General features: G+C 63.3%; 23 protein-coding genes and 1 tRNA gene. 5 read left to right on the top strand and 19 right to left on the bottom strand.

Annotated features, from left to right (window positions below):
- Window positions 1-139 precede the first annotated feature (139 nt).
- Entirely contained in the window at window positions 140-1,177 is a 1,038-nt protein-coding gene (locus tag AC0GNR_RS03550) for an IS30 family transposase (RefSeq protein WP_472899630.1), read from the top strand.
- Window positions 1,178-1,515: 338 nt separating this feature from the next.
- On the opposite strand, the gene AC0GNR_RS03555 is transcribed toward AC0GNR_RS03550, so the two are convergent.
- The 12 genes from AC0GNR_RS03555 to AC0GNR_RS03610 form a co-directional block, all read right to left on the bottom strand.
- Window positions 1,516-2,337: a DUF2971 domain-containing protein gene (locus AC0GNR_RS03555; protein WP_472899631.1), complete on the bottom strand. Its 822-nt coding sequence runs from the start codon at window positions 2,335-2,337 to the stop codon at window positions 1,516-1,518.
- 340 nt (window positions 2,338-2,677) lie between these two features.
- Complete coding sequence (locus tag AC0GNR_RS03560; RefSeq protein WP_472899632.1) at window positions 2,678-3,550, bottom strand: alpha/beta fold hydrolase; 873 nt, start codon at window positions 3,548-3,550, stop codon at window positions 2,678-2,680.
- Window positions 3,551-3,599: 49 nt separating this feature from the next.
- A complete protein-coding gene (locus tag AC0GNR_RS03565; RefSeq protein WP_472899633.1) occupies window positions 3,600-4,736 on the bottom strand; it encodes a branched-chain amino acid ABC transporter permease in 1,137 nt (378 codons plus the stop codon).
- A gap of 115 nt (window positions 4,737-4,851) precedes the next feature.
- On the bottom strand, window positions 4,852-5,838 hold the full coding sequence (locus AC0GNR_RS03570; RefSeq protein ID WP_472899634.1) for a branched-chain amino acid ABC transporter permease: 987 nt from the start codon (window positions 5,836-5,838) through the stop codon (window positions 4,852-4,854).
- Window positions 5,835-6,542 (bottom strand): ABC transporter ATP-binding protein, encoded by a 708-nt coding sequence (locus AC0GNR_RS03575; protein ID WP_472899635.1) that lies wholly within the window; start codon window positions 6,540-6,542, stop codon window positions 5,835-5,837. Before AC0GNR_RS03575 ends, AC0GNR_RS03570 begins: the two co-directional genes overlap by 4 nt.
- Before the next feature lie 103 nt (window positions 6,543-6,645).
- The gene (locus AC0GNR_RS03580; protein WP_472899636.1) at window positions 6,646-7,416 is read right to left on the bottom strand and encodes an ABC transporter ATP-binding protein; all 771 of its coding nucleotides are present in this window, start codon (window positions 7,414-7,416) and stop codon (window positions 6,646-6,648) included.
- A gap of 149 nt (window positions 7,417-7,565) precedes the next feature.
- Window positions 7,566-8,756 (bottom strand): substrate-binding domain-containing protein, encoded by a 1,191-nt coding sequence (locus AC0GNR_RS03585; protein ID WP_472899637.1) that lies wholly within the window; start codon window positions 8,754-8,756, stop codon window positions 7,566-7,568.
- A 178-nt stretch (window positions 8,757-8,934) separates the two neighbouring features.
- The gene (locus AC0GNR_RS03590; protein WP_472899638.1) at window positions 8,935-10,428 is read right to left on the bottom strand and encodes a sigma-54 interaction domain-containing protein; all 1,494 of its coding nucleotides are present in this window, start codon (window positions 10,426-10,428) and stop codon (window positions 8,935-8,937) included.
- A 122-nt stretch (window positions 10,429-10,550) separates the two neighbouring features.
- Window positions 10,551-12,044 carry a tripartite tricarboxylate transporter permease gene (locus AC0GNR_RS03595; protein ID WP_472899639.1) on the bottom strand — a complete coding sequence of 498 codons (1,494 nt, stop codon included), beginning with the start codon at window positions 12,042-12,044 and terminating at the stop codon, window positions 10,551-10,553.
- Between the two features lie 29 nt (window positions 12,045-12,073).
- A complete protein-coding gene (locus tag AC0GNR_RS03600) occupies window positions 12,074-12,610 on the bottom strand; it encodes a tripartite tricarboxylate transporter TctB family protein (protein ID WP_472899640.1) in 537 nt (178 codons plus the stop codon).
- 66 nt (window positions 12,611-12,676) lie between these two features.
- Window positions 12,677-13,636, bottom strand: a complete 960-nt coding sequence (locus AC0GNR_RS03605) for a tripartite tricarboxylate transporter substrate binding protein (RefSeq protein ID WP_472899641.1) — start codon at window positions 13,634-13,636, stop codon at window positions 12,677-12,679.
- Window positions 13,637-13,744: 108 nt separating this feature from the next.
- Window positions 13,745-14,761, bottom strand: coding sequence for a porin (locus AC0GNR_RS03610; RefSeq protein WP_472899642.1), 1,017 nt, complete (start codon window positions 14,759-14,761; stop codon window positions 13,745-13,747).
- Between the two features lie 191 nt (window positions 14,762-14,952).
- Here AC0GNR_RS03610 and AC0GNR_RS03615 point away from each other — a divergent pair, with 191 nt between their 5' ends.
- The 3 genes from AC0GNR_RS03615 to AC0GNR_RS03625 are packed head-to-tail and all read left to right on the top strand — an operon-like array spanning window position 14,953 to window position 17,570.
- A complete protein-coding gene (locus tag AC0GNR_RS03615; RefSeq protein ID WP_472899643.1) occupies window positions 14,953-15,642 on the top strand; it encodes a response regulator transcription factor in 690 nt (229 codons plus the stop codon).
- The gene (locus tag AC0GNR_RS03620) at window positions 15,642-17,108 is read left to right on the top strand and encodes a sensor histidine kinase (protein WP_472899644.1); all 1,467 of its coding nucleotides are present in this window, start codon (window positions 15,642-15,644) and stop codon (window positions 17,106-17,108) included. The genes AC0GNR_RS03615 and AC0GNR_RS03620 overlap by 1 nt, the downstream gene beginning before the upstream one ends.
- A gap of 15 nt (window positions 17,109-17,123) precedes the next feature.
- Complete coding sequence (locus AC0GNR_RS03625) at window positions 17,124-17,570, top strand: RNA-binding S4 domain-containing protein (protein WP_472899645.1); 447 nt, start codon at window positions 17,124-17,126, stop codon at window positions 17,568-17,570.
- Window positions 17,571-17,590: 20 nt separating this feature from the next.
- Here AC0GNR_RS03625 and AC0GNR_RS03630 read toward each other — a convergent pair whose 3' ends face one another.
- The 7 genes from AC0GNR_RS03630 to cysS all read right to left on the bottom strand — a co-directional run bounded on the left by AC0GNR_RS03630 (window position 17,591) and on the right by cysS (window position 24,346).
- Entirely contained in the window at window positions 17,591-18,502 is a 912-nt protein-coding gene (locus AC0GNR_RS03630; RefSeq protein WP_472899646.1) for a DMT family transporter, read from the bottom strand.
- A 170-nt stretch (window positions 18,503-18,672) separates the two neighbouring features.
- A tRNA-Ser gene (locus AC0GNR_RS03635) sits at window positions 18,673-18,765 on the bottom strand.
- Window positions 18,766-18,832: 67 nt separating this feature from the next.
- Entirely contained in the window at window positions 18,833-20,113 is a 1,281-nt protein-coding gene (locus tag AC0GNR_RS03640) for an aspartate kinase (RefSeq protein ID WP_472899647.1), read from the bottom strand.
- A 97-nt stretch (window positions 20,114-20,210) separates the two neighbouring features.
- Complete coding sequence (tilS, locus tag AC0GNR_RS03645; protein WP_472899883.1) at window positions 20,211-21,107, bottom strand: tRNA lysidine(34) synthetase TilS; 897 nt, start codon at window positions 21,105-21,107, stop codon at window positions 20,211-20,213.
- Between the two features lie 97 nt (window positions 21,108-21,204).
- Window positions 21,205-22,194 carry an acetyl-CoA carboxylase carboxyltransferase subunit alpha gene (locus AC0GNR_RS03650; RefSeq protein ID WP_472899648.1) on the bottom strand — a complete coding sequence of 330 codons (990 nt, stop codon included), beginning with the start codon at window positions 22,192-22,194 and terminating at the stop codon, window positions 21,205-21,207.
- Between the two features lie 113 nt (window positions 22,195-22,307).
- Entirely contained in the window at window positions 22,308-22,958 is a 651-nt protein-coding gene (locus AC0GNR_RS03655; RefSeq protein ID WP_472899649.1) for a DNA-3-methyladenine glycosylase family protein, read from the bottom strand.
- Complete coding sequence (gene cysS, locus AC0GNR_RS03660; RefSeq protein WP_472899650.1) at window positions 22,958-24,346, bottom strand: cysteine--tRNA ligase; 1,389 nt, start codon at window positions 24,344-24,346, stop codon at window positions 22,958-22,960. The genes AC0GNR_RS03655 and cysS overlap by 1 nt, the downstream gene beginning before the upstream one ends.
- Window positions 24,347-24,618: 272 nt before the next feature.
- Between cysS and AC0GNR_RS03665 the strand changes: the two genes are divergently transcribed.
- Window positions 24,619-25,644, top strand: a complete 1,026-nt coding sequence (locus AC0GNR_RS03665; RefSeq protein ID WP_472899651.1) for a YybH family protein — start codon at window positions 24,619-24,621, stop codon at window positions 25,642-25,644.
- Window positions 25,645-25,759 lie beyond the last annotated feature (115 nt).

Below are 25,759 nucleotides of genomic sequence, written 5' to 3' on the forward strand. Positions count from 1 at the left end.
AAAACACCTGCTTGCGGGTCTTGCGCGTGCTCAGGTTCAAGTCAAAGCTGCTTTGTTTCATGGTGCCCGAGTGTGCCGCGCTGGGCTTACATCTGCCATGCCGCTGGGGTGGTTTTGCAGAGTTTCCTAAGGTCCGCAGATGCAAAGCACCCCATCCAAGCGCTATCAACAGCTCCAGCCTGAAGACCGGGTGACGCTGGCCAGCTTGGCCCAGCAGAAGTTCACTGTTCGCGCCATGGCCCAAGTCCTGGGGCGTTCCCCCAGCACCATCAGCCGAGAACTACGGCGCAACACACAGCCCGCAGGCTACGCCAGCGCCACAGCGCGAACATGTGCCCAGCTGCGGCGCCAGCAGGGTCGCCCACTGGCCAAGCTCCATCCAGATGGCATCCTGTTCGGCCTGATGCGCCACTTTCTGGGCCAGCGCTGGTCGCCCGAGCAGCTTGCCCTGACACTGGCACGCATCTTCCCCAAAGGCCATGAGCACCGCGTGTCACACGAGACCATCTACAACTGTATCTACGCCCAGCCCGTGGGCGAGCTCAAGCGTGAGCTGATCGCCACCCTGCGCCACGCCCATAACAAGCGCGTGCCGCGCAGCAAGGGACAAGACCGTAGAGGGCAGATCCCGGACATGGTGAGTATCCATGTGCGCCCGCCTGAGATTGAGGATCGGCAGTTCCCTGGCCACTGGGAGGGCGACCTCATCAAGGGCGCGGCCAACGCCAGTGCGGTGGGCACCTTGGTCGAGCGCACCAGCAGACTGCTCATGCTCATCAAGCTGCCCGAGTTCAAGCCTGCCAGTGCAGCCAACGTGATGCAGGCCTTCTCTGACAAGCTGCTGGGCATTGCCGCGCCCATGCGCCAGAGCATGACGTACGACCAGGGCCGGGAGATGGCGATGCACAAGGAGCTGAGCAAACGCACGGGCGCTGCGGTGTACTTCTGTGACCCGCACAGCCCTTGGCAGCGTGGGTCCAACGAGAACACCAACGGACTGGTGCGCCAGTACTTGCCCAAGGGCACCGATCTCTCGGGCTACAGCCAGGCGCAACTCGATGCCATCGCCGATCAGATCAACAACCGGCCCAGGAAAGGCCTGGGCGTACGATCACCCTTGGCGGTCTATCGAGAACTCTTGCTCAACAGCCCGCAACACTCCACTCTCGTTCATTGAAACCCAGGGTGTTGCCCTTCACTTTTGAATCCGCCCTCTATAAACTGGCCGCCGCTCCATAAGTTGGTCATGCGTCTCTCCTGAAGCGCAGCGCTTTTGGGGTCAGGTCTTGCCTTTTTCTTCAAGATCTCGCAAGAGCAAAAGGGAAGACCTCGTTTTCGTGGGTGTGCTGGCGGAATGTTGATGACTGGTAATTATCTTTGGTCAACCGATCAAGGTTGATTCGTAAACGGGTTTACCAGCGCGGGGATCCGCAGGCTGGAGTGCTCCCGCATGATTGATGACAACGCCGAAATATATGGCCAATGCTCGTAACCACACCAAACACACCGCCCGACCTATCTTTTAATCTCATTAATATTTAGAACGAAATGCCGCTTATCAAGCTCCGCCTGAAATAGCTTAACCCAGGACATTTTTGATATCATATCAATAATTCGTGCTTTGTACTCGCTTCGAATCTTTGCTCCGAAAACTATTCTTTTAATAGCTCGAGGGTCACACTCGTACAAACCAGCTCCCCCCTCAGAGGCTAGGAGTTCAGCAACCTCTTCATCATTCATATCACCAGAATCCAATGATTTCTTATAAAAATCTTTCTCGGATTCTCTAACGGGGCGCTTAATAGACCTCCACTCCGCCTCGTATTTCCAGTGAGGAGATTTTGACAAGAATATTGACTCTATGATCGCATCGTTAACTACAGGGCCTTCAACAAGCGGAACCTGCGGACGCTCGGAGGTGTATCTGATAGCTTTCGCCGTTGACAAAGGGTAAAAAGATGCATCGAATCCTATGCAAATTCCGCTGTGGGATCCAGCATAGTGGCTCCACATAAGCAAGTTCTTATGATCATTCGTTAGACACAAAACTCCAAGTTCGCCTACCCAGTCTGCTTCTACTGCAGCCACGTGGACGCTTCTCAACTTTGACAACGAGTCTTTGATGACGCGAGCCCTCAATGATTTTGAAATTCCCAATTCTTGTTTATCCAAAAACTTCGCAACAGCTTTCTCATCAGGGGCCAAAAACGTTGGTGAAATTTCAAAAGGATCATTAAACGATAACGGACTCGCATAGTAAACCCAGCCCGAAAGCATTCTCTCAAGCCAATTTATACGGGCTCCATCAAGGGATTGGTATTTGTAAAGCAGCCTCATCGTCTGGTGTGCTTAGTTAAATTAACGCATAAGCAAAGCAGCCTGTCGCAGGGAAGATAGTCACGTACCGCTCCCGCAAAGCGCTCAGATTCAATTAGATAGATCTAACCGCGGGATGGAGGGCTGAAGCAAAGGATTCAACAGGCATAACCACACTGAAACACCTGGCCAAAATTGCAGACTGACCGAAGTGATCAATATATCAGTGTACTCGGATGCTCACCTTTGGCTCTACCGGACCTGCCAAACGCTGCAATCGGAGTAGCTGCGACGCAGCCCGTTTTAATGATCGGAATTCGATCTAAACGCATTGCACAGCAATAGGCCATCCACCCCACTCTCACTCCCCCGCCAAAAACCGCTCAACCAGTTCCAGCTGCTCAGGCACATTCAGCGCCGGCGCATGCCCACAGCCCGCAATGGTGACCACCCGCGCACGCGGGCCGCGGTCGCGCATGGCTTCTGCGGTGTCGGCCAGCAGCAGGTCGGAATCGGCGCCGCGCAGGCACAGCACTGGCGTGGCGATGCGCTCGTAGTCGGGCCACAGGTCGTAGTCGGCCGGGTGGTGGGTGAACTGCATCACCATGGCGGGGTCGTAGTGCGGGGTGACGCGGCCGTTGGGCAGGCGGCGCACGGAGCTTTCTGTGAGCAGGCGCCACTGCGCGTCGGTGAGGTAGCCGTAGGGTTTGTAGACGGTGCGGAAGTACTGTTCCAGCTCACCCACGGTGTCGAACGATGCCGGGTTACCGGCGTAGCTGCGGATGCGGTCGATGGCCACAGGGTTGGGCTGGGGGCCGATGTCGTTGATGACCAACCGCTCGATGCGACCGTGCAGCGCGCCGCCCGCGCACACCATGCCGATGGCGCCGCCCATGGAGGTGCCGACCCAATGAAAACGGGCCAGGCCCAGCTGGTTGGCCAGCGACTCGGCCAGGCGGGCGTAAAAGGCCAGGCAGTATTCCACCTCGGGCACCGGGCTCCACTGCGAGAGGCCGCGCCCAATGGTGTCGGGGCAGATGACGCGGTAGCCGTGGCCCGCCAGGTGGGCGGCCAGTGCGTCCATGTCGCGGCCAGTGCGCGCCAGGCCGTGCCAGGCGATGACCAACGGGCAGGCTGGGGGTTGGTCCACCGGGGCGGGTGCCCAGTCCATGAAGTGGATTTCACGGCCTTCGCAGCTGAGGTAGCGCGACTGGGGAATGGGTGGGGTGTTCATGGTGTTCAGACCCGGTAGCTAAGAGGTGAGCCGCGTGTGAGTAAGTGGCTCAGGGGCGCCGCGCGGCGGGCTGCGCAGGGCCACCAGCCCCAGGCTGGGCACGCGGCGGGCGGGCGGCCCGTTCCCTCAGCTTGCCCACCACACCGCTGGGAAAGTAATACACCGACAACACAAACAGCACGCCCAGCCAGAGCAGCCAGCGGTCGGGCGTGAGCAAGGCGGGCAACAGCGGCAGGCCTTCGGTGGCGCCGCCGGCCAGGCGCAGAAGGTCTTGCAGGTAGCTTTGCGCCAGCACAAACAGCACGCTGCCAATGACCGCGCCGTACACGGTGCCCATGCCGCCAATGACGACGATGAGCAAGATGTCCAACATGATTTCAAACGAGAGCGAGGTGTCTGGCCCGTTGTAGCGCAGCCAGATGGCCAGCAAGCAGCCCGCCAGCGTGGCAAAGCCGGCCGACAACACGTTGGACAGCGTGCGGTAGACCACGGTGCGGTAGCCCAGCGCCTCGGCGCGAAAGTCGTTTTCGCGAATGGCTTGCAGCACCCGGCCAAAAGGCGAATTCACGATGCGCAGCAGGGTGAGAAAGATGGCGCAAACCATGCCGAAGATGAGGTAGTAGGTGATGAAGCGCCCATTGAGGTCAACCTCACCCAACGGCGTCTGCAAGGGCCCTTCCATGAGCGCAAAGCCGGGTGTCAGCAGCTCGGGCACCGAAAAGCTCAGGCCGTCTTCACCGCCGGTGAAGTCGGACAACTGCGACGCCAGCGTGAGGAACGCGGTAGCCACCGCCAGCGTGATCATGGCGAAAAAGATGGCTTTGACCCGTAGCGAAAACAGCCCGATCACCAGCGACAACACCAGCGAAACCAGCAACGCCGCCAGCACGCCAAAGCCCAGCGCGGCCCAGCTCGGGCTCTCGGCCGCGTTGAGCGAAATGGCCACGCCATAAGCACCGATGCCAAAAAACATGGTGTGGGCAAAACTGACGATGCCGGTGTAACCCAGCAGCAGGTCAAAGCTGGCCACCAGCGCGATGAAGATCAGCACCTTGGCGGCCACGTTGAGCGCCTTGACGCCGGGAAACAGAAACGGCGCGAAGGCCAGGCCCAGAAACAGGACCAGCAGGAGCGCCGCCAGCCAGCGGCTGCGCGGCAAATCATTGGAAAGCAATCGGTTCAGCATGGTCAAATCTCGGAGATCGGGAGAGCGAAGGCCAGGGCAGCCGCGGAACCGGGCTTGCCGGGCCCAGGCTGCGCCCCCTGGGAAGTGACGCCGCAGGCGGCGCGGGGGGTGTCCATTACCGGCTCGTCACCGGGTACACGCCTTGCGGGCGCCACAGCAAAATCGCCACCATCAGCGCGATGTTGGAAAACAGCGCGACTTTGGGAAACAAGAAGCCGGTGTAGTTGGCCATCAGCCCCACCAGCAGCGCACCAATGAGGGCGCCCAGCGTGGAGCCGAGCCCGCCGATGATGATGACGATGAAGATGAGCACGTTGACCTGGTGCCCCATTTGCGGCGTCACGGTTTCCTGGTACAGCCCCCACATGACACCGCCCAGACCAGCCAGCGCGCTGCCCACCACGAACACGCCCACAAACAGGCGCTTGATGCGGTAGCCCAGCGACTCCACCATTTCACGGTCTTGCACACCGGCGCGGATGAGCAGGCCCACCTTGGTGCGGTTGAGCGTCCACACCATGGCGGCGAACACGGTGCCCCCCACCAGCACCGCGAGCAGGCGGTATTTCGCCACCGCCGCGTCGCCCAGCAAGATCGAGCCGCGCAGCGCCTCGGGCAACGGCAGCGGCACCTGCTCGGGGCCCCAGAACACCTTGATCAGCTCTTCGCCAATGATCATGCCGCCCATGGTGATGAGGATCTGCTTGAGGTGCATGCCGTACACCGGGCGGATGATCAGGCGTTCAAACGCCAGCCCAATGGCACCGGCCACCGCCATGGCCACCAGCATGGCCGGAAACAGCGCCATCAGGTTGAGCCACAGGCTGTCGGCCGTGGTGTAGCTGCCCATGCTGGCCAGCACGGTAGTGGCCACAAACGCGCCGAGCGCAATGAACACGCCGTGGCCGAAGTTCAGCACGTCCATGAGGCCAAACACCAGCGTGAGGCCCGAGGCGATGATGAACACGATCATGCCCATGGCCAGGCCGGCCACGGTGAGCGTGAGCCAGGTGGAAGCGCTGCCCGTGAGCGGCAGCGCAATCAGCGCCAGCGCCGGCACCAGAGCCATGGGCTTCCAGTCGAGGTCTTTGAGTTGGATCATGCGTGACTCCCGAGGGAAAGACCGAGCAACCGCGACTGCAGCGCTTCGTCGGCGGCCAGCTCGGCCATGCTGCCGCTGTGCACCACGCGCCCGTCGTCCATCACGGCCACCGAGTCGCCCAGCTGGCGTGCGAAATTGAAGTTTTGTTCCACCAGCAAGATCGTGGTTTGCGCCGCCTTGAGCTGGCGAAAGGCCTCGATCATGTTCTGGATGATGGCCGGCGCCAGGCCCTTGCTGGGCTCGTCAATCAGGAGCAGCTGGCGCGGCTCGATGATGGCGCGCGACACGGCCAGCATCTGCTTTTGGCCGCCGCTGAGCTTGCCCGCCGGGTGCAGCCAAAACTTTTTCATGGCCGGAAACAGGCCAAAAATCCATTCCAGCCGGGTCGTGTCGATCTCGTTCAGGTTGCGGGCGCCGCGCGCCGCCAGCAGCATGTTTTCACGCACCGACAGGTCGGAAAAAATGCCCATGCTCTCGGGCACGTAGGCCACGCCGCTTTGCGCAATGTCGGGCGTGGGCGTCTGCGTGATGTCCTGGCCGTTCAGCACCACCGAGCCCTGGCTCGCGTGCCACAGGCCCATGATGGTGCGCAGCGTGGTGGTCTTGCCCGCGCCGTTGCGGCCCAGCAGCATGGTGAGCTGCCCGGTGGGCACTTGCAGGTCCACGCCGTGCAAGATGTGGTACGCGCCGATATGGGTGTGCACGCCTTGAAGCTTTAGAAGCACCCCCGCGCCGCTTGCGGCGTCAGCCCCCAAGGGGGGCGCCGACTGCGGCCCGGCAGAGCCGGCTCGCGCTGGCCTTGGTCGTTCATGCCAACACCCCTTCTTCTTTTTCTTCCGGGTTGATGCCCAGGTAAGCCTGCTGCACCACCGGCGACGCGATCACCGTGGCCGGGTCGCCGTCGGCCACCAGCTCACCGTTGTGCAGCACGATGATGCGATCCGAGAGTTCGCGCACCACATCCATCTTGTGTTCCACCAGCAAAATGGTCTTGGTCTTGTCGGCCTTCAGGCGGCGGATCAGATCCAGGATCACCGGCGCTTCGTCCACGCTCATGCCCGCCGTGGGCTCGTCAAACATGAACACCAGCGGTTCCAGCGCCATCAAAATGCCCACCTCCAGCTTGCGCTGGTCGCCGTGCGGCAGGCTCGACGCCAGGGCATCGCGCTTGTCTGCGAGCGCCACGGTTTCCAGCACCTGGTCGGCACGCTCCAGCAGGTCCTTGCGGTCGCTCCAGATGCGCCAGAGGTTGAGCCCGGCACCCGCCTTGGCCTGCACCGCCAGGCGCACGTTTTCTCGCACCGTCAGGTTGGGAAACAGGTTGGTGAGCTGGAACGCCCGGCCCAGCCCGGCTTGCGCCCGGGCCGGCGCACCCAGGCCAGACATGTCTTGGCCACCCAGCAGCACACGCCCTGCGCTGGCCTTGATCTGCCCCGAGATGAGGTTGAAGTAGGTCGTTTTGCCGGCACCGTTGGGGCCGACGATGGCGGTCAGCGTGCCGGGCTGGAAAGCGCAGGACACAGCGTTCACCGCCACGTGCCCGCCAAAGCGGACCGTGAGATCAAAGGTTTCGAGCATGGGGTCTCCGACAGGGAGAGACAGTTCGGGCGCGGCACCTGCCGCGACCTCCGGGAACACCGCGGAACCGCCCTTCGTCAGGCTCAGGGCGGGCCGCAGGTGTTGCCCCCTGGAGGGGGTGACGCGCCCTTGGGCGCGGCGCGGGGGTGTTACCTTTTATTCCGGATCGGAATGTTCATGTCTTCCGGCTTGATCTCGCGCACCAGCTCAGGCACGCCCCAGGCAAAGGCCGGGTCCACTTTGATCTTGAAGTGGTACATGCTCTGCAAGGCTTGGTGGTCTTCCTTGCGGAAGGTCATCTTGCCTTTGGGGGTGTCAAAGCTCATACCCTCCATGGTGCTGATGAGCTTGTTGGTGTTGGTGTCACCGCCGGTTTTCTTCAGCGCCGTGACCACCGCCATGGCGGCGGAGAAGCCGCCAGCGGTAAAGAAGTCAGGCGGCGTCTTGAACTGGCGGTAGTGCTCGGCCACCATCGCGTCGTTGACCGGGTTCTTGGGCAAACCGAAATAGTAGTAGCTGGCGCCTTCCATGCCGGGGAACTGCTTGTAGGCAGCCATGGCAGGCAAGATGTTGCCGCCGGTCGCGATCTCGATGTTGTAGCGCTTCAGGTCCAGGTCGGCGATCTTGAACGGGTTGCCCGCTCCCGCCCAGACGATCCAGATGATCTTGCGGCCCGGCTGGTCCTTGAGCTTGTCGATCAGGCGCTGGGCACCGGCCGTGAAGTCGGTGGTGTTGGTGGGCAGGTATTCCTCGTGCACGATCTTGGCGTTCTTCACGGCTTCTTTGAACGCCTTCACGCCGTCGCGGCCAAACGCGTAGTCTTGCGCCAGGGTGGCAATGGTGGTGCCGGCCTTGTCCAGCGCCACGGCGTTGGAAATCGCGTCTTGCGAGCTGTTGCGCCCGGTGCGGAAGATGTATTTGTTCCACTTGTCACCGGTGATCGAGTCGGCCACGGCGGGCTCCACCAGCAAGATCTTTTTGTATTCTTCCGCCACGGGCAGCATGGCCAGCGCCACACCCGAGCCGGTCGGGCCAATGGCGATGTCGGCCTTGTCGTCGGCGTAGGCGGCCGCCAGCTGGGCACGACCCACATCGGGCTTGAACTGGCTGTCCTTCTCGATCACCACCAGCTTCTTGCCGTTCACCTCCATCGTGCCGGCGGTGGCGTAGTTCAAACCCATCATCAAGCCGGTGTGGGTCTGCTTGGCATAAGCCTCCAGCGGGCCGGTTTTGTCGTACACGTGGGCGATGCGGATTTCGCCCGACTTGGACTGGGCAAAGCCCAGCGTGGCCGTGCAAGCGAGCGCAATGACCGCGAGGCGGCGGGTGGTGTGTGTCATGTCTTGTCTCCTGAGTTTGAACGATCACAGCGCTGCGCGCCGCACTGGGCACTTTGCACGCTCCGTGCCAGCGCCCTAAGTCCTTGATTTGTATGAAAAAGGGCCGTTGACCCGGTGAAGTTCGTCTGAATATCAGACAACAACACCCCAAAGAATCGTTCAATATTTGGACGATCGTCTAATTTTCTGACACTTCAAACACGTCAGGCATCCCGGCCAAGCGGTCGTAAAAGCTTGCCCTGGAAATGCCCAGCAGCTTGGCCGCTGCCGTGCGGTTGCCGCGGGTGTGGGCCAGCGCAGCCCGAATGGCCTGTTGCTCCAGTGCCGCAATTTGCTCGGGCAAGGGCCGTGGCGCAAGCGCCGAGGCCGCCGGTGCTGAGACCCGGGCCAAGCCTGTTTCGGGCGCTGGCACCCAGGCCACGGCGGCGAGACCCGTCTCTTGCAGCACGGCGGCCACCTGAGCGGCTTCGATGTGGTGCGAGTCGCTGCGCAGCGCCAGCTGCTCCAACACGTTGCGCAGCTCGCGAATGTTGCCGCGCCATGCCTGAGCGGCCAGCAGCGCCTGGGCATCGGGCTCCAGTTCCAGCTGCGGCCCGCCGCCGCGGGCGGCCATGTCTTCGCCCAGCGCTTCAATCAACAGGGCAATGTCGCCCCGGCGCTCACGCAAGGGCGGCACACGAACCGGCAACACGTTGAGCCGGTAATACAGGTCTTCGCGGAAGCTGCCTTCGCGCACCATCTGCTGCAAATCGCGCGAGGTGGCCGCCACCACCCGCACATCAAACCGCACCAGCTTGTTGGAACCCAGCGGCTCGATCTCGCCTTCTTGCAGCGCGCGCAACAGCTTCACTTGCACCGACATCGGCATGTCGCCCAGCTCATCCAGAAACAGCGTGCCACCGTCGGCGAGCTTGAATTTTCCGTCGCGGCCTTTTTTGTCGGCGCCGGTGTAGGCCCCGGGCGCCACACCAAAAAACTCGGCCTCCAGCAAGGTGTCGGGTACCGCGGCCATGTTCACGCTGACAAACGGCCGCCCTGCGCGGGGCGAGGCTGCGTGAATCGCGTGGGCCAGCAGTTCTTTGCCGGTGCCGGTTTCGCCCAGCAGCAGCACCGGGCTGGACGACTGGGCCGCGCGCCGCGCCTGGCGCTTCACCTCCAGCGCGGGAGGGCTGCTGCCCACAAAGCTGGCAAAGGTGTACTTGGTGCGGCGCTGGCTGGCGAGTTCGCGGCGGGCATCGTTCAAGTCTTGTTCGAGCCGGGCAAACTTGGTGATGAGCGGTTGCAACGTGGTTTCCGGGTGGTCAAACAGCACGATCCCCAGCACGCCAATGACCTCGCCGGCCTCGTCACGCAGGGGAATGCGGCTGACCCCAAACGTGCCCGCCTTGTTGTCCAGCAGGTCAATCAAGATCGGTTTCCCCGTGGCCAGCACCTGGTGCATCAGCGTGTTTTGAACCACGCTGGACACGGGGTGGCCCACAAAATCTTCTTCGCGGTCAAAACCCAGCGCCGGCAGAAAACGGCGGTACTGGTCGTTGATCCAGACCACGCGGGCGTTGCGGTCCACCAGCATCATGCCCTCGCTGGCGTTGGCAAAAAGGTCAAACATGGACCGCGCAGCCAGCTCCAGAATGCTCTGCGCGTCGCGGGGAAGTCGGTTGTCTGCGGTCATGGGCGCATGGTATCGCCCATTTGCACGACAGGCCCCCACTTGGACTGCCTTGGAACCGACTCCACCGGGCCACACGTATCACCCCCTTGAGGGTGTCGCGCGCGACGCGGGGGGGGTGTTCGTCAAGCCTTCCTATGCCAGGCCAGCAAACGCGGCGTCACCAGCACCAGCACCACAATGGTCAGCAGCGTGGCCGACATGGGGCGTTCGAAGAACACCGCCGCACTGCCCTCCCCGATCGACATGGCGTTGCGGAACTGCGCCTCGGCCAATGGCCCAAGAATCAGACCCACGATCACGGGTGCGGTCGGGAAATCAAACCGGCGCAGCGCCACACCCACCAGCGCCAGGCCGAACATGATGAAAAGGTCAAACGAGCTCTGGCGCATGCCGTACACGCCCACCGTGGCGAAGATCAGGATGCCGGCGTAGAGCGGCGCCTTCGGAATCTTCAGCAGCTTGACCCACAGCCCCACCATGGGCAGGTTGAGCACCAGCAGCATGACGTTGCCAATGTAGAGCGAGGCGATCAGCGCCCACACCAGGGCGGACGAGGTCTGGAACAGCTGCGGCCCGGCGTTGATGCCGTAGTTTTGCAGCGCGCTCAGCAAAATGGCGGCGGTGACCGAAGTAGGAATGCCCAGCGTCAGCAGCGGCACCAGGGTGGCGGTCACGGCGGCATTGTTGGCGGCTTCCGGGCCGGCCACGCCCTCAATGGCGCCGGTGGTGCCAAATTCCTTCTTGTGCTCCGGGTCGGCCAGCTTGCGTTCGGTGGCGTAGCTGAGAAACGTGGGAATCTCGGAGCCGCCCGCGGGGATGGTGCCGAAGGGAAAACCGATGAAGGTGCCACGCAGCCAGGCGGGCCACGAGCGCTTCCACTCGCTGCGCGTCATGTGCGCCTTGTTCATTTTGTTCATGCTGGCTGCGCTCTTGCCTTCGTACAGCGCGTTGTAGAGCGCCTCGGTCACGGCGAACAGGCCCACCGCCACCAGCACCACTTCCACGCCGTCCATGAATTCGATAACGCCGCCGGTGTAGCGCACTTGCCCGGTGATCTGGTCCATGCCCACGAGGCCCAGCGCCAGGCCGAAAAACAGCGCCGTGATGCCGCGCAGCGTACTCTGCCCCAGCACCGCGCTCACGGTGGTGAAGGCCAGCAGCATCAGGCAAAAATACTCGGGCGGACCAAGCTTCACGGCGAACTCGGCCAGAAACGGTGCAAACAGCGTAACCAAAATGGTGGCGATGGTGCCGGCCACAAAGGAGCCGATGGCCGAGGTGGCCAGCGCGGCGCCGGCGCGCCCGTTCTTCGCCATCTTGAAGCCTTCCAGCGCGGTCACCATGGTGCCGGTTTCGCCTGGGGTATTGAGCAAAATGGAGGTGGTCGAGCCGCCGTACATGGCACCGTAGTAGATGCCGGCAAAGAAGATCATGGAGGCGGTGGCTTCCACCTGCCCGGTGATGGGCAGCAGCATGGCCACCGTAACGGCAGGGCCCAGGCCGGGCAGCACGCCAATGGCGGTGCCCAGGGCACAGCCGGCCAGCGCCCACAGCAAATTGATGGGGGTACCCGCGGTGGCAAAGCCGCCCAGCAGGTTGTTCCAGAGGTCGAGCATGGTGTTCTCCTGATGGTCCGTCGGGCAGATCAGAGCCAGCCCGTGCCCGTGAGGCCCGGCAGGTTGACGGCGAGGAATTTGGTGAACAGCCAGAAGGTGGGCGCCGAGATCAGCATGCCGGTCACCACGTCTTTCACCGTCTGCATGGCATGGCCTGCGGGCTTGCCTTCGCTGATGCGCAGGCCGCGCACCGCCAGCGTGAAGCACAGCGCGCAACTCAGCACAAAGCCGATGGTGGTGATGAGCGCCGCGTTGCCCAGAATGCCCGCCGACACCCATGCCATGGCGTGCCAGTCGCCACGGGCCGCGCCCGAGGGTTCGGGCATGTTGCGAAAGCCGCCGGTGCGCACTTCCCAGATCAGCAACACGCCGCACAACCCCATGGCAGCCGCCACCACCCAGGGCAAGAAATTCGGGCCCACGCCGGCGTAGCCCGCGTCCGACGGGATGTTGGCCGCGCCGTAGGCGAGCCCGGCAGCGAGCAACACGGCGGCGGTGCCCAGGGCCAGCTGACCCAGGCGGTGGTCAGCGCCTGCGGATGGGTTGGGGGAATGGGTGGTGTTCATCTGTATCTCCAAAAAACAAGGCCGCGACAACAGGTGCCGCGGCCGGTCAGCGGCAGGTCGGCAGCGTCAGGCCATGCCGGCGCGCACCATGGTGGCTCGCAGGCTGGAGAAATCGCGGTCCACGAACTCGTCAAATGCCTTGCCGGTCAGCAGCGCGGGCATCCAGTTGTTCTTGACCAGTGCGTCTTGCCAGGCTTTGCTCTTGGTGGCTTTGACCACGCGCGCGGTCAGCTCGTCGCGCTGGGCCGGTGTGAGGCCGGCGGCGCCAAACACGCCTCGCCAGTTGCCAATCTCCACGCCAATGCCCTGCTCCTTGAGCGTGGGCACGTTGATACCCTTGACGCGCTCGCCCGAGGTGATGCCCACGGCGCGCATCTTGCCGGCCTCGATGTACTGCTGGAACTCACTGAAGCCGCTGCCGCCGATGGTCACGTTGCCACCCAGAATGGCCGCCACCGCCTCACCACCGCCCCGGAACGGCACGTAGTTGATCTTGGACGCTGGCACCCCCACCGACTGCGCAATCTGGGCCGCAGCGATGTGTTCGGTGGACCCACGCGAACCGCCGCCCCACTTGACGCTGCCCGGGTCTTTTTTGAGCTGCTCCACCACATCCTTCATGGTCTTGAAGGGCGAGTTGGCCGGCAGCACAAACACGTTGTACTCGGTGGTCAGACGGGCAATGGGCGTGAGCTGCGTGATCGACACCGGCGGCTTGCCGGTGATGATGCCGCCCAGCATCACGGCACCCATCACCATCAGCGCGTTCGGGTCGCCCTTGTTGGCGTTGTAAAACTGGGCCAGGCCGATGGCGCCGGCAGCACCACCCTTGTTTTCAAACGTGACCGAGTCGGCCGCCTTCGATTCACGAAAGGCTTCGCCCAGCGCACGGCCGGTGCTGTCCCAGCCGCCACCCGGGTTGGCCGGAATCATCATTTTCAGATTGGCGTTGGCCCAGGCCACATTGGGCAGAGCCCCGGCAGCGGCCAGTGCGGCCAAAGATTTCAGAAAGGTATCGCGACGCATGCGTGTCTCCTGCTGTTGGTGATTTGAGGGTTTGATCTTGCGACCTGTGGCTGTCAACTTGCCGTCCACCGCCCTAGGACAAACCCTGAGGCGGTGAACACCCAGCCGTCAAAAACGGTGACGCACGCCGAACTGCACACCGTTGGAGCTGGAGCCGGCCACCGGGCTGTTGAAGCCGAGCGCCGAAGCTGCGTCGTTGGACACCGCGGTGAGGTGGCCGTAGAGCGCCGTGCGCTTGGACAGGTTGTGGCTGGCCTGCAGGGTGTAGACCGTGGCGTCATCGCTGGCTGCCGCCGCCGAGCCGTTGACGTCCTTGGCCTGTGCAACGCCCACCGAGACCGTGGTTTCGCCGAGCTTGAACGCTGCGGCCAAACCATAAACCTTGAGCTTCTTCGCCGCTTTGTCTTCGGCGTCGTAATACGCAGTGACCTTGACCGACCCGAAGTCGTAAGCCCCCGCGAGCAGCAGCGCGTCCTTGCCCTGCTTGCCAGCGGTCGTGCCATCGGCATCGGTCACCTTCATGAGCGAAACACCCGCGGTCAGAGGCCCGTTGGCATACAAGGCATGCGCGCTCACCTGTTTGGCAAAGTCCTGGCTCGTGTCGGTGCTGGGGCGCTCCTCGCCCAGGCTGTACTGCAACTGGAAGACGGTGCTGGCAATGGTTGGCGAAATGTAGGTGATGGCATTGTTCACGCGGTTGTAGTCACCGTTGCCGATGATGGGCACAACGCTCAGCACGTCATACGTTTTGGTGCCGACGATGCCCGCAATGTCGTCCATGGGCGAGTACTGACGGCCCACGCGCACGGCGCCCCAGTGGCCTCCCAGGCCCAGGTAGCTCTGACGGCCAAACATGCGGCCGCCCTGGCCCAAGGCACCGGTGTCGGCATTGATCCCGGACTCCAGAACAAACATGGCCTTGAGTCCGCCGCCCAGGTCTTCGGTGCCACGCAAACCCCAGCGTGAACCTTGTTGCTGCCCCGACGCCACACGGGTGATGGAGGTCTCGCCCTTGATGCGCTCAACGGCCAAGTCGACAACACCGTAAAGGGTGACGGACGATTGCGCAAAGGCCGTTGCACTGAAGAAACCCAGGATACCCAGAGTGATCGCGTTTCGTTTCATGTTTGACTTTCATGGCTATACAGACAACCCGCTACAGGCACCGTGCCCGATGTGTCCGGCGCGGTGATCGGACAGCTGTATGCTCCGGTCGCCGGCTGTCAGTCTGCTGTCCACCAGACCCGTGAAAACCCTGTGCGGTGCGCCCTCGAACGGACGGATGAACTGGGCGCCAGGTGCCCATAATCCGGACTATGAAACTGCTGCTGATTGAAGACAACGCCACCATGCAGACCACGCTGCGGCGCAGCCTGGAGCGGCGTGGCGTGCAGGTGCTGAGCTGCGACGACGGCGCCCGCGCACTGGCCCTGTGGCAGGCCAGCCTGCCCGACGCGGTGTTGCTGGACCTGAGCCTGCCCGGACGCGATGGCCTGCTGGTGCTGAGCGACGCGCGTGCAGCCGGCCTCACCACGCCCGTCATCATCCTGACCGCTCGCGGCACCGTCGGTGACCGCATCATTGGGCTCAACACAGGGGCCGACGACTACCTGCCCAAACCCTTTGACCTGGACGAGCTCGAAGCGCGGGTGCGCGCCCTCGTGCGCCGAGCCAGCGGCAACGCAGACGCACACAACACGGCACCGGGCAAACCGCTCACCTGGTGCGGCATGCACGTGGAAAAAGACAGTGGCGCTGCCTACTTCAACGGCACGCCTCTGGAGCTGGCCCCCCGTGAACTCGCCCTGCTGCGTGCGCTGCTGGGCAAGCCAGGCCACGCCATCGCCAAAGAGCGCCTGTTTGAATCGGTGTTTCCGGGCCAAAGTCAGGTGCAGCCCGAAGCGATTGAGGTGGTGGCCTACCGCCTGCGCAAAAAAATCGCCCACACAGGCGCCGAACTGGTCACATTGCGTGGCCTGGGTTACCTGCTCAAGGCGGGAACCTGATGGGACCTGCGGGCGCCGCCGCCCCCCACCCAACCGCCAGCAGCCCCCGGCCCAGTTCGCTGAGGCGAACCTTGCTGCTGGGCATCTTGCTGCCCGTGTTCGGCTTTGTGTTGATCAACACCGTGGTGCTGTATCGCCAGGCGCTGGCCGCCGCTGACACAGCCTACGACCGCACCCTGCTGGCCACCGCCAAGTCGCTTGGGGAACAGCTGACGCTGGTGGGTGAAGGCCCAGGCGCACGGGTGACATCGTCCCTGCTGTACTCGGCGCTTGAAGCCTTTGAAGCGGACAACCGCAGCCGCCTGTTCTACCGCGTCAGTGGCTTCAAGGGCGAACTGGTGTCGGGCTTTGAAGACTTGCCTGTGTGGCGAGAAGCCCTGCCGACGCAAACCATTTATGCCGCCCTGGTGCATTTTTACGACGACGAGTACCGCGGTGTGCCGGTGCGCATGGCGGTGCTGCTGCAACCGGTCTCGGGGGTTTACGAACAAGGAATGGTCACCATTCAGGTCGCCGAAACACTGGAACTGCGCGAGACGCTCGCACGGCAGATCCTGATCGACACCCTGTGGCGGCAGGCGGCACTGGTGCTCGTCATCGCGTTGATCGTCGTGTTCGTGGTGCAGCGCGCCACGCGCCCCGTGCGTGAGCTCAGCCAGGCGCTAAGTGCGCGCACCGACAACGACCTAGCGCCGCTGCCCACCGCCGGCGCGCCCCGCGAATTGCTGCCCTTGCTGGACGCCACCAACCAGCACATGCAGCGCCTGGCCCATTTGCTCGAACACCAGAAACGCTTTGTGCGCGACACCTCGCACCAGCTGCGCACACCGCTGGCGGTGCTCAAGGTCCAGGTGCAGTCGGCATTGCGCGGCGACGTCGAGCCCAAGCAGGCCTTTGAAGAAATCGGACACACGGTCGAGCGCGCCAACGAACTGGCCAACCAGATGCTGGCGCTGGCCAAGGTGGAGCAACTGCACGACGACCAAAACACCCCCCGGACCGATTGGGCCGACGTGGTGCGCGATGTGGCGCTCGACCTGTCTGCCCTGATCGCCGAGCGCTCGCTGGACTTCTCGCTCGACACCACCCCGGCCCTGGTGCGTTCCCACGCCTGGGCGCTGCGCGAGCTCAGCCGCAACCTGCTGCACAACGCCATCAAAAACACCCCGGTAGGCTCGCGGCTGGCGGTGGCACTGGTCAGCGACGCACGGACCGCCGCGCTCACCATCAGCGACAGCGGCCCCGGCATATCACCCGCCTTGCGTGAGCGCCTGTTCCAGCCGTTCTCGACCGAGACCGGGGCCGGCTCGGCCAGCACCGGCTCGGGTTTGGGGCTGGCCATTTGCCTGGGCATCGTGCAATCCCTGGGTGGCAGCATCGAACTGATCAACCGCGGACCCAACGCCCAGGTGAAGGGCCTCGACGCCACCGTGCGCTTGCCCCTGTCTTCTGAATCCAACAACTGATCGAACACCCCACCCATGCACAGCGACAACACATCCGCCAAGGTTCGCCTCGACAAGTGGTTATGGGCGGCCCGCTTCTACAAAACCCGCAGCCTCAGCGCCGAAGAAATCGACAAGGGCCGGGTCAGGCTCAATGGCCAGCTGGCCAAACCCTCGCGCGATGTGAAACCCGGCGACGTGCTTGAAATTCGCAGCGGCCAGGTGCTCCGAACCGTGGTGGTGCGGGCGCTCAGCGGTGTGCGCGGCCCAGCGCCGGTAGCGGCCTTGCTCTATGAAGAAACGGCTGAATCCATCGGTTTGCGGGCGGCCGCCGCGGAGCAGCGGCGACTGGCCCCCGAACCCGCGCAAAGCCTGAGCCAGGGCCGCCCCACCAAGCGCGACCGGCGCGACCTGGATCAGCTGAGCGATGGCAAGGTGCGCGGTGACTGGAACGCGCGATGGAGCGCCTCGCTGGACGACTGAGCCACATCAGGCTCAGCGCCTCACGCCTTTCGCAGGCCCAGCCACATGACCGTGGCCACCACCAGCAAGCCACCGGCCACCTGCACCGGCGCAATCGTCTGCCCCAAAATGGCCCAAGCCAGCACCAGCGCAAAAATGGGCTCGATGTTCATGATCGCGGAATTGCCCACCACGCCCAGCCGAGGCAGCACGGTGAACATGATGGTGAAAGCGGTGCCGTACAACACCGTCAGCCCCAACAGCCCCCACCAGCCCGGCGCAGCCACCGGCAAATGAAAACCGCCCTGCACGCCCACGCCAGCCAGCGCCAGCACCGCCACAATGCCCATGGTGCTGGCGGTGCGCAGACGACCATCCAGATCCGCTGTTTCGTGCTGCGTCAGCACCAGCGCCAAGCCAAACGTGGCGGCGGCCGCCAAGGCAAACGCAACACCCGCGCCAATGTCGTGCCAATGGCCCGAAGCGCCCAGCCCCGATGAAGCACCCAGCACATCCAGCGCCAGCGCCAGGCCCAGCAGCATCACCGGCATGGCGCGCACCACAGCAGCCGGCGGCCGCTGGCCGTACACCAGCCGCGCCCACAAAGCGGCCCATAGTGGGTAGGTGTTAAAGGCCAGCAGCGCCAGCGCCACCGGCAAACGCGCCACCGCCGAATACAGGCACAGGCTCTGCACCCCCACCAGCAAGCCCATGGCAGGCAATGCTTTGCGGTGTCGGGCCGTGAGCCGCACCGGGACACGGTAGAAGCGCAACAACAGCGCCACCACCAGCGCCGTTACCCCACTGCGAAACACCACCGCCGTGGACACGTCCACACCGTGGTCAAACGCCATACGCGCCGCCACATGGTTCGCGCCCATCATGAACGCAATCAACAACAAGGTGGCAAACGCCGTGCCCGAGAGGGCGGCAACAGGGGAAGGTGTACGCATCCGGGCATTGTCGAACAAGCTGCGCCAGCGCCTGTCGCGGGGGCAGCAAAGGTCACACTTCAGAACGCATGTGCACAGCGGTGACACACCGAAATAACGCCACTGACTCGGCACCTCGCGCCCAAGAAAAAACCCGCCCACATCAAAAATGTGGGCGGGTTTTTCGTAAGTGGCGGAGCGAGAGGGATTCGAACCCTCGATGAGGCTCTACACCCCATACTCCCTTAGCAGGGGAGCACCTTCGGCCACTCGGTCATCGCTCCGAGCCTCGTATTATGCCTCAGTTTGCAGCCGCTTTAGCGCTGGCCGCGCACCGAAGCAACTCTGTTTTTAACCCGCAATCGTGTCGGCGGTCTGGTCCAGATCAAACTCTCGGTGCAAGGCGCGCACAGCCAGCTCCATGTACTTCTCATCAATCACCACCGAGGTCTTGATTTCCGACGTCGAGATCATCTGGATGTTGATGCCTTCGTCGCTCAGGCACTTGAACATGCGGCTGGCCACGCCCACATGGCTGCGCATGCCGATGCCCACGATGCTGACCTTGCAGATGCGCGCGTCGCCCACGGCATCGGCGGCGCCAAGCTCGGGCACCACCTTGGACTTGAGCAAGTCCATGGTCTTCTGGAAATCGTTGCGGTGCACCGTGAAGCTGAAGTCGGTCTTGCCGTCTTTGCTCAGGTTTTGAATGATCACATCGACCTCGATGTTGGCTGCGGCCACGGCGCCCAGGATCTGGTAAGCGATACCGGGCTTGTCGGGCACGCCCAGCACAGAAATTTTGGCTTCATCGCGGTTGAAGGCAATGCCGGAAACGACGGCTTGTTCCATTTGTTCGTCTTCCTCAAAAGTGATCAGGGTGCCGGAGGCGGCTTCTTCAGTCAGGTCGATGTCCCAGGGCGTGAAGCTGGACAGCACACGCAGGGGCACTTTGTATTTGCCGGCGAATTCCACCGAGCGGATTTGCAGCACTTTGCTGCCCATGCTGGCCATTTCCAGCATTTCTTCAAAGCTCACGCGCAGCAGGCGGCGCGCTTCGGGCACCACGCGCGGGTCGGTGGTGTAAACGCCGTCCACGTCGGTGTAGATCAGGCACTCGGCCGCCTTCAGGGCAGCGGCCACGGCCACGGCCGACGTGTCGCTGCCGCCACGGCCCAGGGTGGTGATATTGCCTTGGGGGTCCACACCCTGGAAACCGGTCACGATGACCACTTTGCCCGCGTCCAGGTCGGCGCGCACGCGGGCGTCGTCAATGGATTCGATGCGAGCTTTGGTAAACGCGCTGTTGGTTTTGATGGGCACTTGCCAGCCGGCATAGCTCACGGCCTGCATGCCTTCGGCCTGCAGAGCAATGGCCAGCAGCGCCGACGAAGCCTGTTCACCGGTCGAAGCCAGCATGTCGAGTTCGCGGTTGTAGGCGCTGTCGGTGTTGGCAGGTGCCAGCTCTTTGGCCAGGCCCAGCAGGCGGTTGGTCTCGCCGCTCATGGCGCTGGGCACTACCACCATCTGGTGGCCCGCCTTGTGCCATTTGGCGACGCGGCGTGCAACGTTGCGGATGCGCTCGGTCGACCCCATGGAGGTGCCGCCGTACTTGTGAACAATCAAAGCCATCGGGTTGGATTGGGTTGGGTAGGTCGTGGGAATCGGCTGGCCGCGCTGAAATCACGTAGCCTCCCGACGCTTGCCCGACTAGGGCAAAACCCTCGGATTATATCGGGGGGGTGTAGCGCAGCTGCTCGCCCGCGCGGACCACAAAGCCACTGGCGACTTTGAGGTGGATACGGTGCCCGCGCGTGCGGCAGTCCGCCACCTGGTTCAGCAGTTCGTCCAATTGTGCCGCGCTGGCCGCCACACCGTGGCAGGTGCGCAGCCAGTGGCGCAGCGCATTCGCCTGGCGCTCACGGCTGAGGGCTTGCAGCGCGGCCACGGCAGGCGGCTCACCGGTCTGGGCCAGGTCCAGCCGGGCCAGATCATCCAGCAGCGTTTGTGCCTGCGCGGCGTGGCGTGCACTGCGGGCCAGCATGGGGCGAAACCCGGGGAAGCAGGCGTCCCAGGCCGGCATCAACACCGCGCGAATGCGGTTGCGCGTGTAACGCACATCGGTGTTGGTCGGGTCGTCCACAAACGCATGGCCCGAAGCCTGCAACCAGCCGCGCAGTTCGGCAGCGGCCACCGCCAGCAACGGGCGGCCAAACGCCACGCCATGCCGTTCAAACCACTCAGCCATACCAGCCAAACCAGGCAGCCCAGAGCCCCGGCTGAGCGCCAGCAAAACGGTTTCAGCCTGGTCATCGGCGTGCTGCCCCAGCAACACCACGTGGGCACCCGCTTGCTGCGCCATGCTGGCGAGTGTGGTGTAACGCCTGTCTCGGGCCACGGCCTCGGGGCTTTCGCCGGGGCCGTGCGCCGCATCCACCCGACTCACATGCAAGTCGATGCCATGCAGTGTGCAAAACGCCCGGGCCTGGGCTTCAAAACCATCGGCAGCGGCCTGCAAACCGTGGTGCACGTGAAAGGCTGTGAGCCGGCCCGGCCAGCGGCGGTGTGCGGCCAGCAGCAACGCGGTGGAGTCGGCACCGGCGCTGTAGGCCACGGCCACGCGCATGTCAACTTGCCCCGCTCTGCCCCCGGGCTGCCAGCGCTCGCACCAGTGGGTCAACGCCTGTTCGCAGGGGTTGGCGGGTGGTGCGCTGGCGGTCACGTCAGCGCTTGTCCGCTTTGCTGTCGGCCTTGGTGTCGGTGAACCGGCCGTAGCTGTTGATGCGTGCGTAACGCCGCTCGACCAGCTCATTCACCTTGAGGTCGGCCACCTGGCGCCAGGCATCCGTCAACCCGCGCTTGAGGAAGGCGGCCATTTGCTTGTGGTCTCGGTGAGCGCCGCCCACCGGTTCGTTGACGATCTTGTCCACCAGCCCCAGCGCCTTCAGGCGGTGCGCGGTGATGCCCAGCGCGTCGGCGGCGTCGCTGGCCCGGTCGCTGGTTTTCCAGAGGATGGAGGCGCAGCCTTCCGGGCTGATCACCGAGTACACCGAATACTGGAGCATCAGCACCTGGTCGGCCACCGAAATGGCCAGCGCGCCGCCCGAACCGCCTTCACCGATGATGGTGGAGATGATCGGCACTTCCAGCTGCGCCATTTCAAAAATGTTGCGGCCAATGGCTTCAGACTGCCCGCGCTCTTCGGCGTCAATACCGGGATAAGCGCCCGGCGTGTCCACAAAGGTGAACACCGGCAAGCCAAACTTTTCGGCCACTTTCATCAGGCGCAGCGCCTTGCGGTAGCCCTCGGGCTTGGTCATGCCGAAGTTGCGCAAACCACGCTCTTTGGTGTCGCGGCCTTTTTGGTGGCCCAACACCATGCAGGGCTGGCCATTGAAACGGGCCAGACCGCCCACGATGCTCAGGTCGTCCGAAAAATGGCGGTCGCCGTGCAGCTCCTGAAAGTGCGTGAAGATGTCACGCACATAGTCCAGCGTGTAGGGCCGGTCCGCGTGGCGCGCAATCTTGGTGATCTGCCAAGGTGTGAGGGTGCTGTAGATGTCTTTGGTCAGCTGCAGGCTTTTGCCGGCCAGCTGTTCAATTTCGGCCGAAATGTCCACCGCCGACTCGGTTTGCACATAACGCAGCTCTTCGATTTTGGATTCGAGTTCGGCAATGGGTTGCTCGAAGTCGAGAAAATTCTTTTTGGCCAAGGTGTAACTCCTGTGGTCTTGTAGGGTGGTAGCGGCTGCACCGCACTGTGGGCAGTGGGTCCTGCGGAGCAGGTCGCGGTAGGCGGCGAGCAAACGCCCAAGTTAAGCTTTTTTCAGTAGGCCACGGGGGCCGGGTCCAAAGATCGCCAAATATACCAAGTTGCCACGCTGCAATAAGGTGCCCAGCTGGCCGCCACTTCGCGTATCTCACTGCGGCTCACTGGCTCGCCAGAAAAGTAGCAGCGGCTGATGCCGTTCTGCAAGCCGACGTCGTCCAGCGGGAGCACATTGGGCCGCATCAGGTGAAAGATCAAAAACATCTCGGCGGTCCAGCGGCCAATACCGCGGATAGCGATCAGCTCGGCAATGATCGCCTCGTCGTCCATGCCAGCCCAGGCGTTCACATGGACCTGGTCGTTGGCAAAGTGCAATGCCAAATCAACCAGGTACTCCACCTTGCGGGCCGACAGACCTGCGCCGCGCATATCGTCCACCTTGAGCTTGAGCACCTGGGCCGGCACCATTTTTTTGGGCAGCAGGGCAAAGCGGTCCCAGACCGACTGTGCGGCCTTCACCGAAATCTGTTGGCCCACAATGCTGCGCGCCAGGGTCACAAACGCATCTCCGCGCGACTCCAGGCTGACGCCCGTGTGCTGCGGGATCAGCTTTTTCATCACGCGGTCGCGCTTCATCAAGTGGCGGCAGGCGTCTTGCCAATACACGGGAGCGCCTGGGCCCACGTCGGGCAACGGAGCCACCGCCATCAGGTGCGCTCCCAGCTCGTGCCTGCGGGGCCGTCTTTGAGCACCAAGCCCTGAGCCAGCAGCAACTGCCGAATGCGGTCGGCCTCGGCGAAGTTCTTGCCTTGCTTGGCCGCTGCGCGCTCGGCAATCAGCGCCCGGATCTGGATTTCGTCCAGACCGCCCTCTGCGGCACCGCCCCCTTGCAGATAGGCCACCGGATCGGCCTGAAGCAAGCCCAGCGTACCGCCGAGCGCCCGCAACAGGCCAGCCAGTGCGGCATCTTTGCTGCGGTTGACTTCGCTCGCCAGGTCAAACAACACGGCCACCGCATCGGGTGTGCCAAAGTCATCGTCCATCGCCGCGCGAAAGCGCTGGGCAAATGACTGGCTCCAATCGATGGGCGCAGCAGGCACGGCGTCGAACAGGCTGAGCGCGGTGTAAAGGCGCTTGAGCGAAGCGCGGGCGTCGTCCAGGTGCACGTCGCTGTAGTTCAGCGGGCTGCGGTAATGCGCTCGCAAGATGAAAAAGCGCACCGTTTCGGCGTCGTACTTTTGCAGCACCTCGCGGATGGTGAAGAAGTTGCCCAGGCTTTTGGACATTTTTTCGTTGTCCACACGCACAAACCCGTTGTGCATCCAGACATGGGCCAGCGGCTGACCGCTCGCGCCTTCGGACTGGGCAATCTCGTTTTCGTGGTGCGGAAACTGCAGGTCAGCGCCCCCGCCGTGGATGTCAAACGTCTCACCCAGCGTGGCGCAGCTCATGGCCGAGCACTCGATGTGCCAGCCCGGGCGCCCCGGTCCAAACGGGCTGTCCCATTTGGCTTCTGCGGGCTCATCCGGCTTGGCCGACTTCCACAGCACAAAGTCCAGCGGATCGTTTTTGTCGCTCGCCACCGCCACACGCTCGCCGGCACGCAGGTCGTCCAGCGACTTGCCGGATAGCTTGCCGTAGCCGTCAAACTTGCGCACCGCAAAGTTCACGTCGCCGTTGTCGGCCTGGTACGCCAGGCCTTTGGTCTGCAACTGCCCGATCAACGACAGCATTTGCGGCACATAGGCCGTGGCACGCGGCTCCACGGTGGGCGGCTCGATCCCCAAAGCTCCCGTGTCCGCGTGCATGGCCGCGGTCATTTCGTCGGTCAGTGCGCGCAGCGTGATGCCGCGCTCAAGCGCCCGTTTGATGATCTTGTCGTCTATGTCGGTGATGTTGCGCACATAGGTCACGCGGTAGCCGCTGACCTTGAGCCAGCGTTGCACCACGTCAAACGCCATCATCATGCGGGCGTGCCCGATGTGGCACAGGTCGTAAATCGTCATGCCGCACACATACATGCGCACGTGACCGGGTTCGATCGGCCGAAATTCTTCCAGGCGACGCGAGAGCGTGTTGTAAATTCTTAATGTCATGAAAGGTCGGGCTTTACGGGTGCAGGGTGGAGCGCAGACGGCGTAAAAACCGCTGCGGTCGGGCAGTGTGTGACAACGTCCACGCGCAGGGTTGCCAAGGCCTCAAGCCTGTTGTGCCGCAACCATTGGACCTACACCCCTCAGATACAATCCGCCAGTATAGCCAGCCGATGCTGTGCCAGCGTGCGAATCCGGGCCTTCAAACCGTGTTTCACGTCCCGCCGCACGACACACCCGAACACGTTCGCCCCCGAGGTCCCATGAGCCACTCAATGACACAAACCTTTGCCCAGCCAGGCAAGTCTGCACAAGCCAGCCTGGGCAAACAGCTCCGCCGTCTGGCCCTGTCGGTGGCGGTGTCGGCCACCTTGGCCAGCCCCCTGGCCATGGCGCAGACAGACGAATACGCCGACGTCAACCGCCTGGTGCGGGCGGGTCAACTCAATGAAGCGCTGGCCAAGGCCGACCAGTACCTGGTGGCCAAACCCCGCGATCCGCAAATGCGGTTTCTCAAAGGCGTGATCCAGACCGAAGGCGGCAAGCCCGCGGAAGCCATTGCCACCTTCAGCAAGCTGACCGAAGACTTCCCGGAACTGCCAGAGCCATACAACAACCTGGCCGTGCTGTACGCAGGCCAGAGCCAGTTTGACAAAGCCCGCGCGGCGCTGGAAATGGCCATTCGCACCAACCCCAGCTACGCCACCGCGCATGAAAACCTGGGTGACGTGTACGCCAAGCTCGCCAGCCAGGCCTACAGCAAAGCCCTGCAGCTCGACGCGGGCAATGCCGCTGTCGCACCCAAGCTGAGCCTGATCCGCAACCTGTTTGCCGCCGACTCCAAGGGGGCGCGCCCTGCCCCGCCCACCACCGTGGCTGCGGCTCCCAAGCCCGCCCCAGTGGTCACGCCGGCAACCAAACCCGAGCCGGCGCCTGCCCCTGCCCCTGCGGCATCCAGCGGCGCTCAAGACGACGTGGAAGCGGCCGTCCGGGCATGGGCCAAAGCATGGTCGACCAAAAACATGGCCAGCTACCTGGGCGCTTACGCGACCAGCTTCACGCCACCATCCGGCCAGTCGCGTAGCGCGTGGGAAGCAGACCGCAAGGCCCGCATCGTGCCCCGCTCACGCATTGGCGTGGACATCAGCGACCTTACGATTACCGTCAACGGTGACCGGGCCACCGCGCGCTTTCGCCAGGCCTACAGCTCTGACACCCTCAACGTCACCAGCCGCAAGACGCTCGACATGGTCAAAAGCGGTAGCCGCTGGCTGATCGTGCGCGAGTCCACAGGTTCTTGATGGCCAGTCGGCGTTATTCGCAGCATGGGTACGCCACGCTTCCATCGGTGAGGCCCGCTTCAACCTCCACCTGGAACGGTCGCACCGCTCTGGGCCTCGGTGCTGCCGTCACCGC

The organism is Hydrogenophaga sp. LT287, assembly GCF_055702805.1.

What these genes read in the sequence shown, in the direction of transcription:
- AC0GNR_RS03630 (WP_472899646.1), bottom strand. Translation starts at nt 18,502, where the DNA reads ATGCGTACACCTTCCCCTGTTGCCGCCCTCTCGGGCACGGCGTTTGCC.
- AC0GNR_RS03605 (WP_472899641.1), bottom strand. Translation starts at nt 13,636, where the DNA reads ATGCGTCGCGATACCTTTCTGAAATCTTTGGCCGCACTGGCCGCTGCC.
- AC0GNR_RS03550 (WP_472899630.1), top strand. Translation starts at nt 140, where the DNA reads ATGCAAAGCACCCCATCCAAGCGCTATCAACAGCTCCAGCCTGAAGAC.
- AC0GNR_RS03600 (WP_472899640.1), bottom strand. Translation starts at nt 12,610, where the DNA reads ATGAACACCACCCATTCCCCCAACCCATCCGCAGGCGCTGACCACCGC.
- AC0GNR_RS03565 (WP_472899633.1), bottom strand. Translation starts at nt 4,736, where the DNA reads ATGCTGAACCGATTGCTTTCCAATGATTTGCCGCGCAGCCGCTGGCTG.
- AC0GNR_RS03570 (WP_472899634.1), bottom strand. Translation starts at nt 5,838, where the DNA reads ATGATCCAACTCAAAGACCTCGACTGGAAGCCCATGGCTCTGGTGCCG.
- AC0GNR_RS03615 (WP_472899643.1), top strand. Translation starts at nt 14,953, where the DNA reads ATGAAACTGCTGCTGATTGAAGACAACGCCACCATGCAGACCACGCTG.
- AC0GNR_RS03580 (WP_472899636.1), bottom strand. Translation starts at nt 7,416, where the DNA reads ATGCTCGAAACCTTTGATCTCACGGTCCGCTTTGGCGGGCACGTGGCG.
- AC0GNR_RS03560 (WP_472899632.1), bottom strand. Translation starts at nt 3,550, where the DNA reads ATGAACACCCCACCCATTCCCCAGTCGCGCTACCTCAGCTGCGAAGGC.
- AC0GNR_RS03640 (WP_472899647.1), bottom strand. Translation starts at nt 20,113, where the DNA reads ATGGCTTTGATTGTTCACAAGTACGGCGGCACCTCCATGGGGTCGACC.
- AC0GNR_RS03655 (WP_472899649.1), bottom strand. Translation starts at nt 22,958, where the DNA reads ATGGCGGTGGCTCCGTTGCCCGACGTGGGCCCAGGCGCTCCCGTGTAT.
- AC0GNR_RS03665 (WP_472899651.1), top strand. Translation starts at nt 24,619, where the DNA reads ATGACACAAACCTTTGCCCAGCCAGGCAAGTCTGCACAAGCCAGCCTG.
- AC0GNR_RS03610 (WP_472899642.1), bottom strand. Translation starts at nt 14,761, where the DNA reads ATGAAACGAAACGCGATCACTCTGGGTATCCTGGGTTTCTTCAGTGCA.
- AC0GNR_RS03620 (WP_472899644.1), top strand. Translation starts at nt 15,642, where the DNA reads ATGGGACCTGCGGGCGCCGCCGCCCCCCACCCAACCGCCAGCAGCCCC.
- AC0GNR_RS03555 (WP_472899631.1), bottom strand. Translation starts at nt 2,337, where the DNA reads ATGAGGCTGCTTTACAAATACCAATCCCTTGATGGAGCCCGTATAAAT.
- tilS (WP_472899883.1), bottom strand. Translation starts at nt 21,107, where the DNA reads ATGCGCGTGGCCGTGGCCTACAGCGCCGGTGCCGACTCCACCGCGTTG.
- AC0GNR_RS03595 (WP_472899639.1), bottom strand. Translation starts at nt 12,044, where the DNA reads ATGCTCGACCTCTGGAACAACCTGCTGGGCGGCTTTGCCACCGCGGGT.
- cysS (WP_472899650.1), bottom strand. Translation starts at nt 24,346, where the DNA reads ATGACATTAAGAATTTACAACACGCTCTCGCGTCGCCTGGAAGAATTT.
- AC0GNR_RS03585 (WP_472899637.1), bottom strand. Translation starts at nt 8,756, where the DNA reads ATGACACACACCACCCGCCGCCTCGCGGTCATTGCGCTCGCTTGCACG.
- AC0GNR_RS03590 (WP_472899638.1), bottom strand. Translation starts at nt 10,428, where the DNA reads ATGACCGCAGACAACCGACTTCCCCGCGACGCGCAGAGCATTCTGGAG.
- AC0GNR_RS03625 (WP_472899645.1), top strand. Translation starts at nt 17,124, where the DNA reads ATGCACAGCGACAACACATCCGCCAAGGTTCGCCTCGACAAGTGGTTA.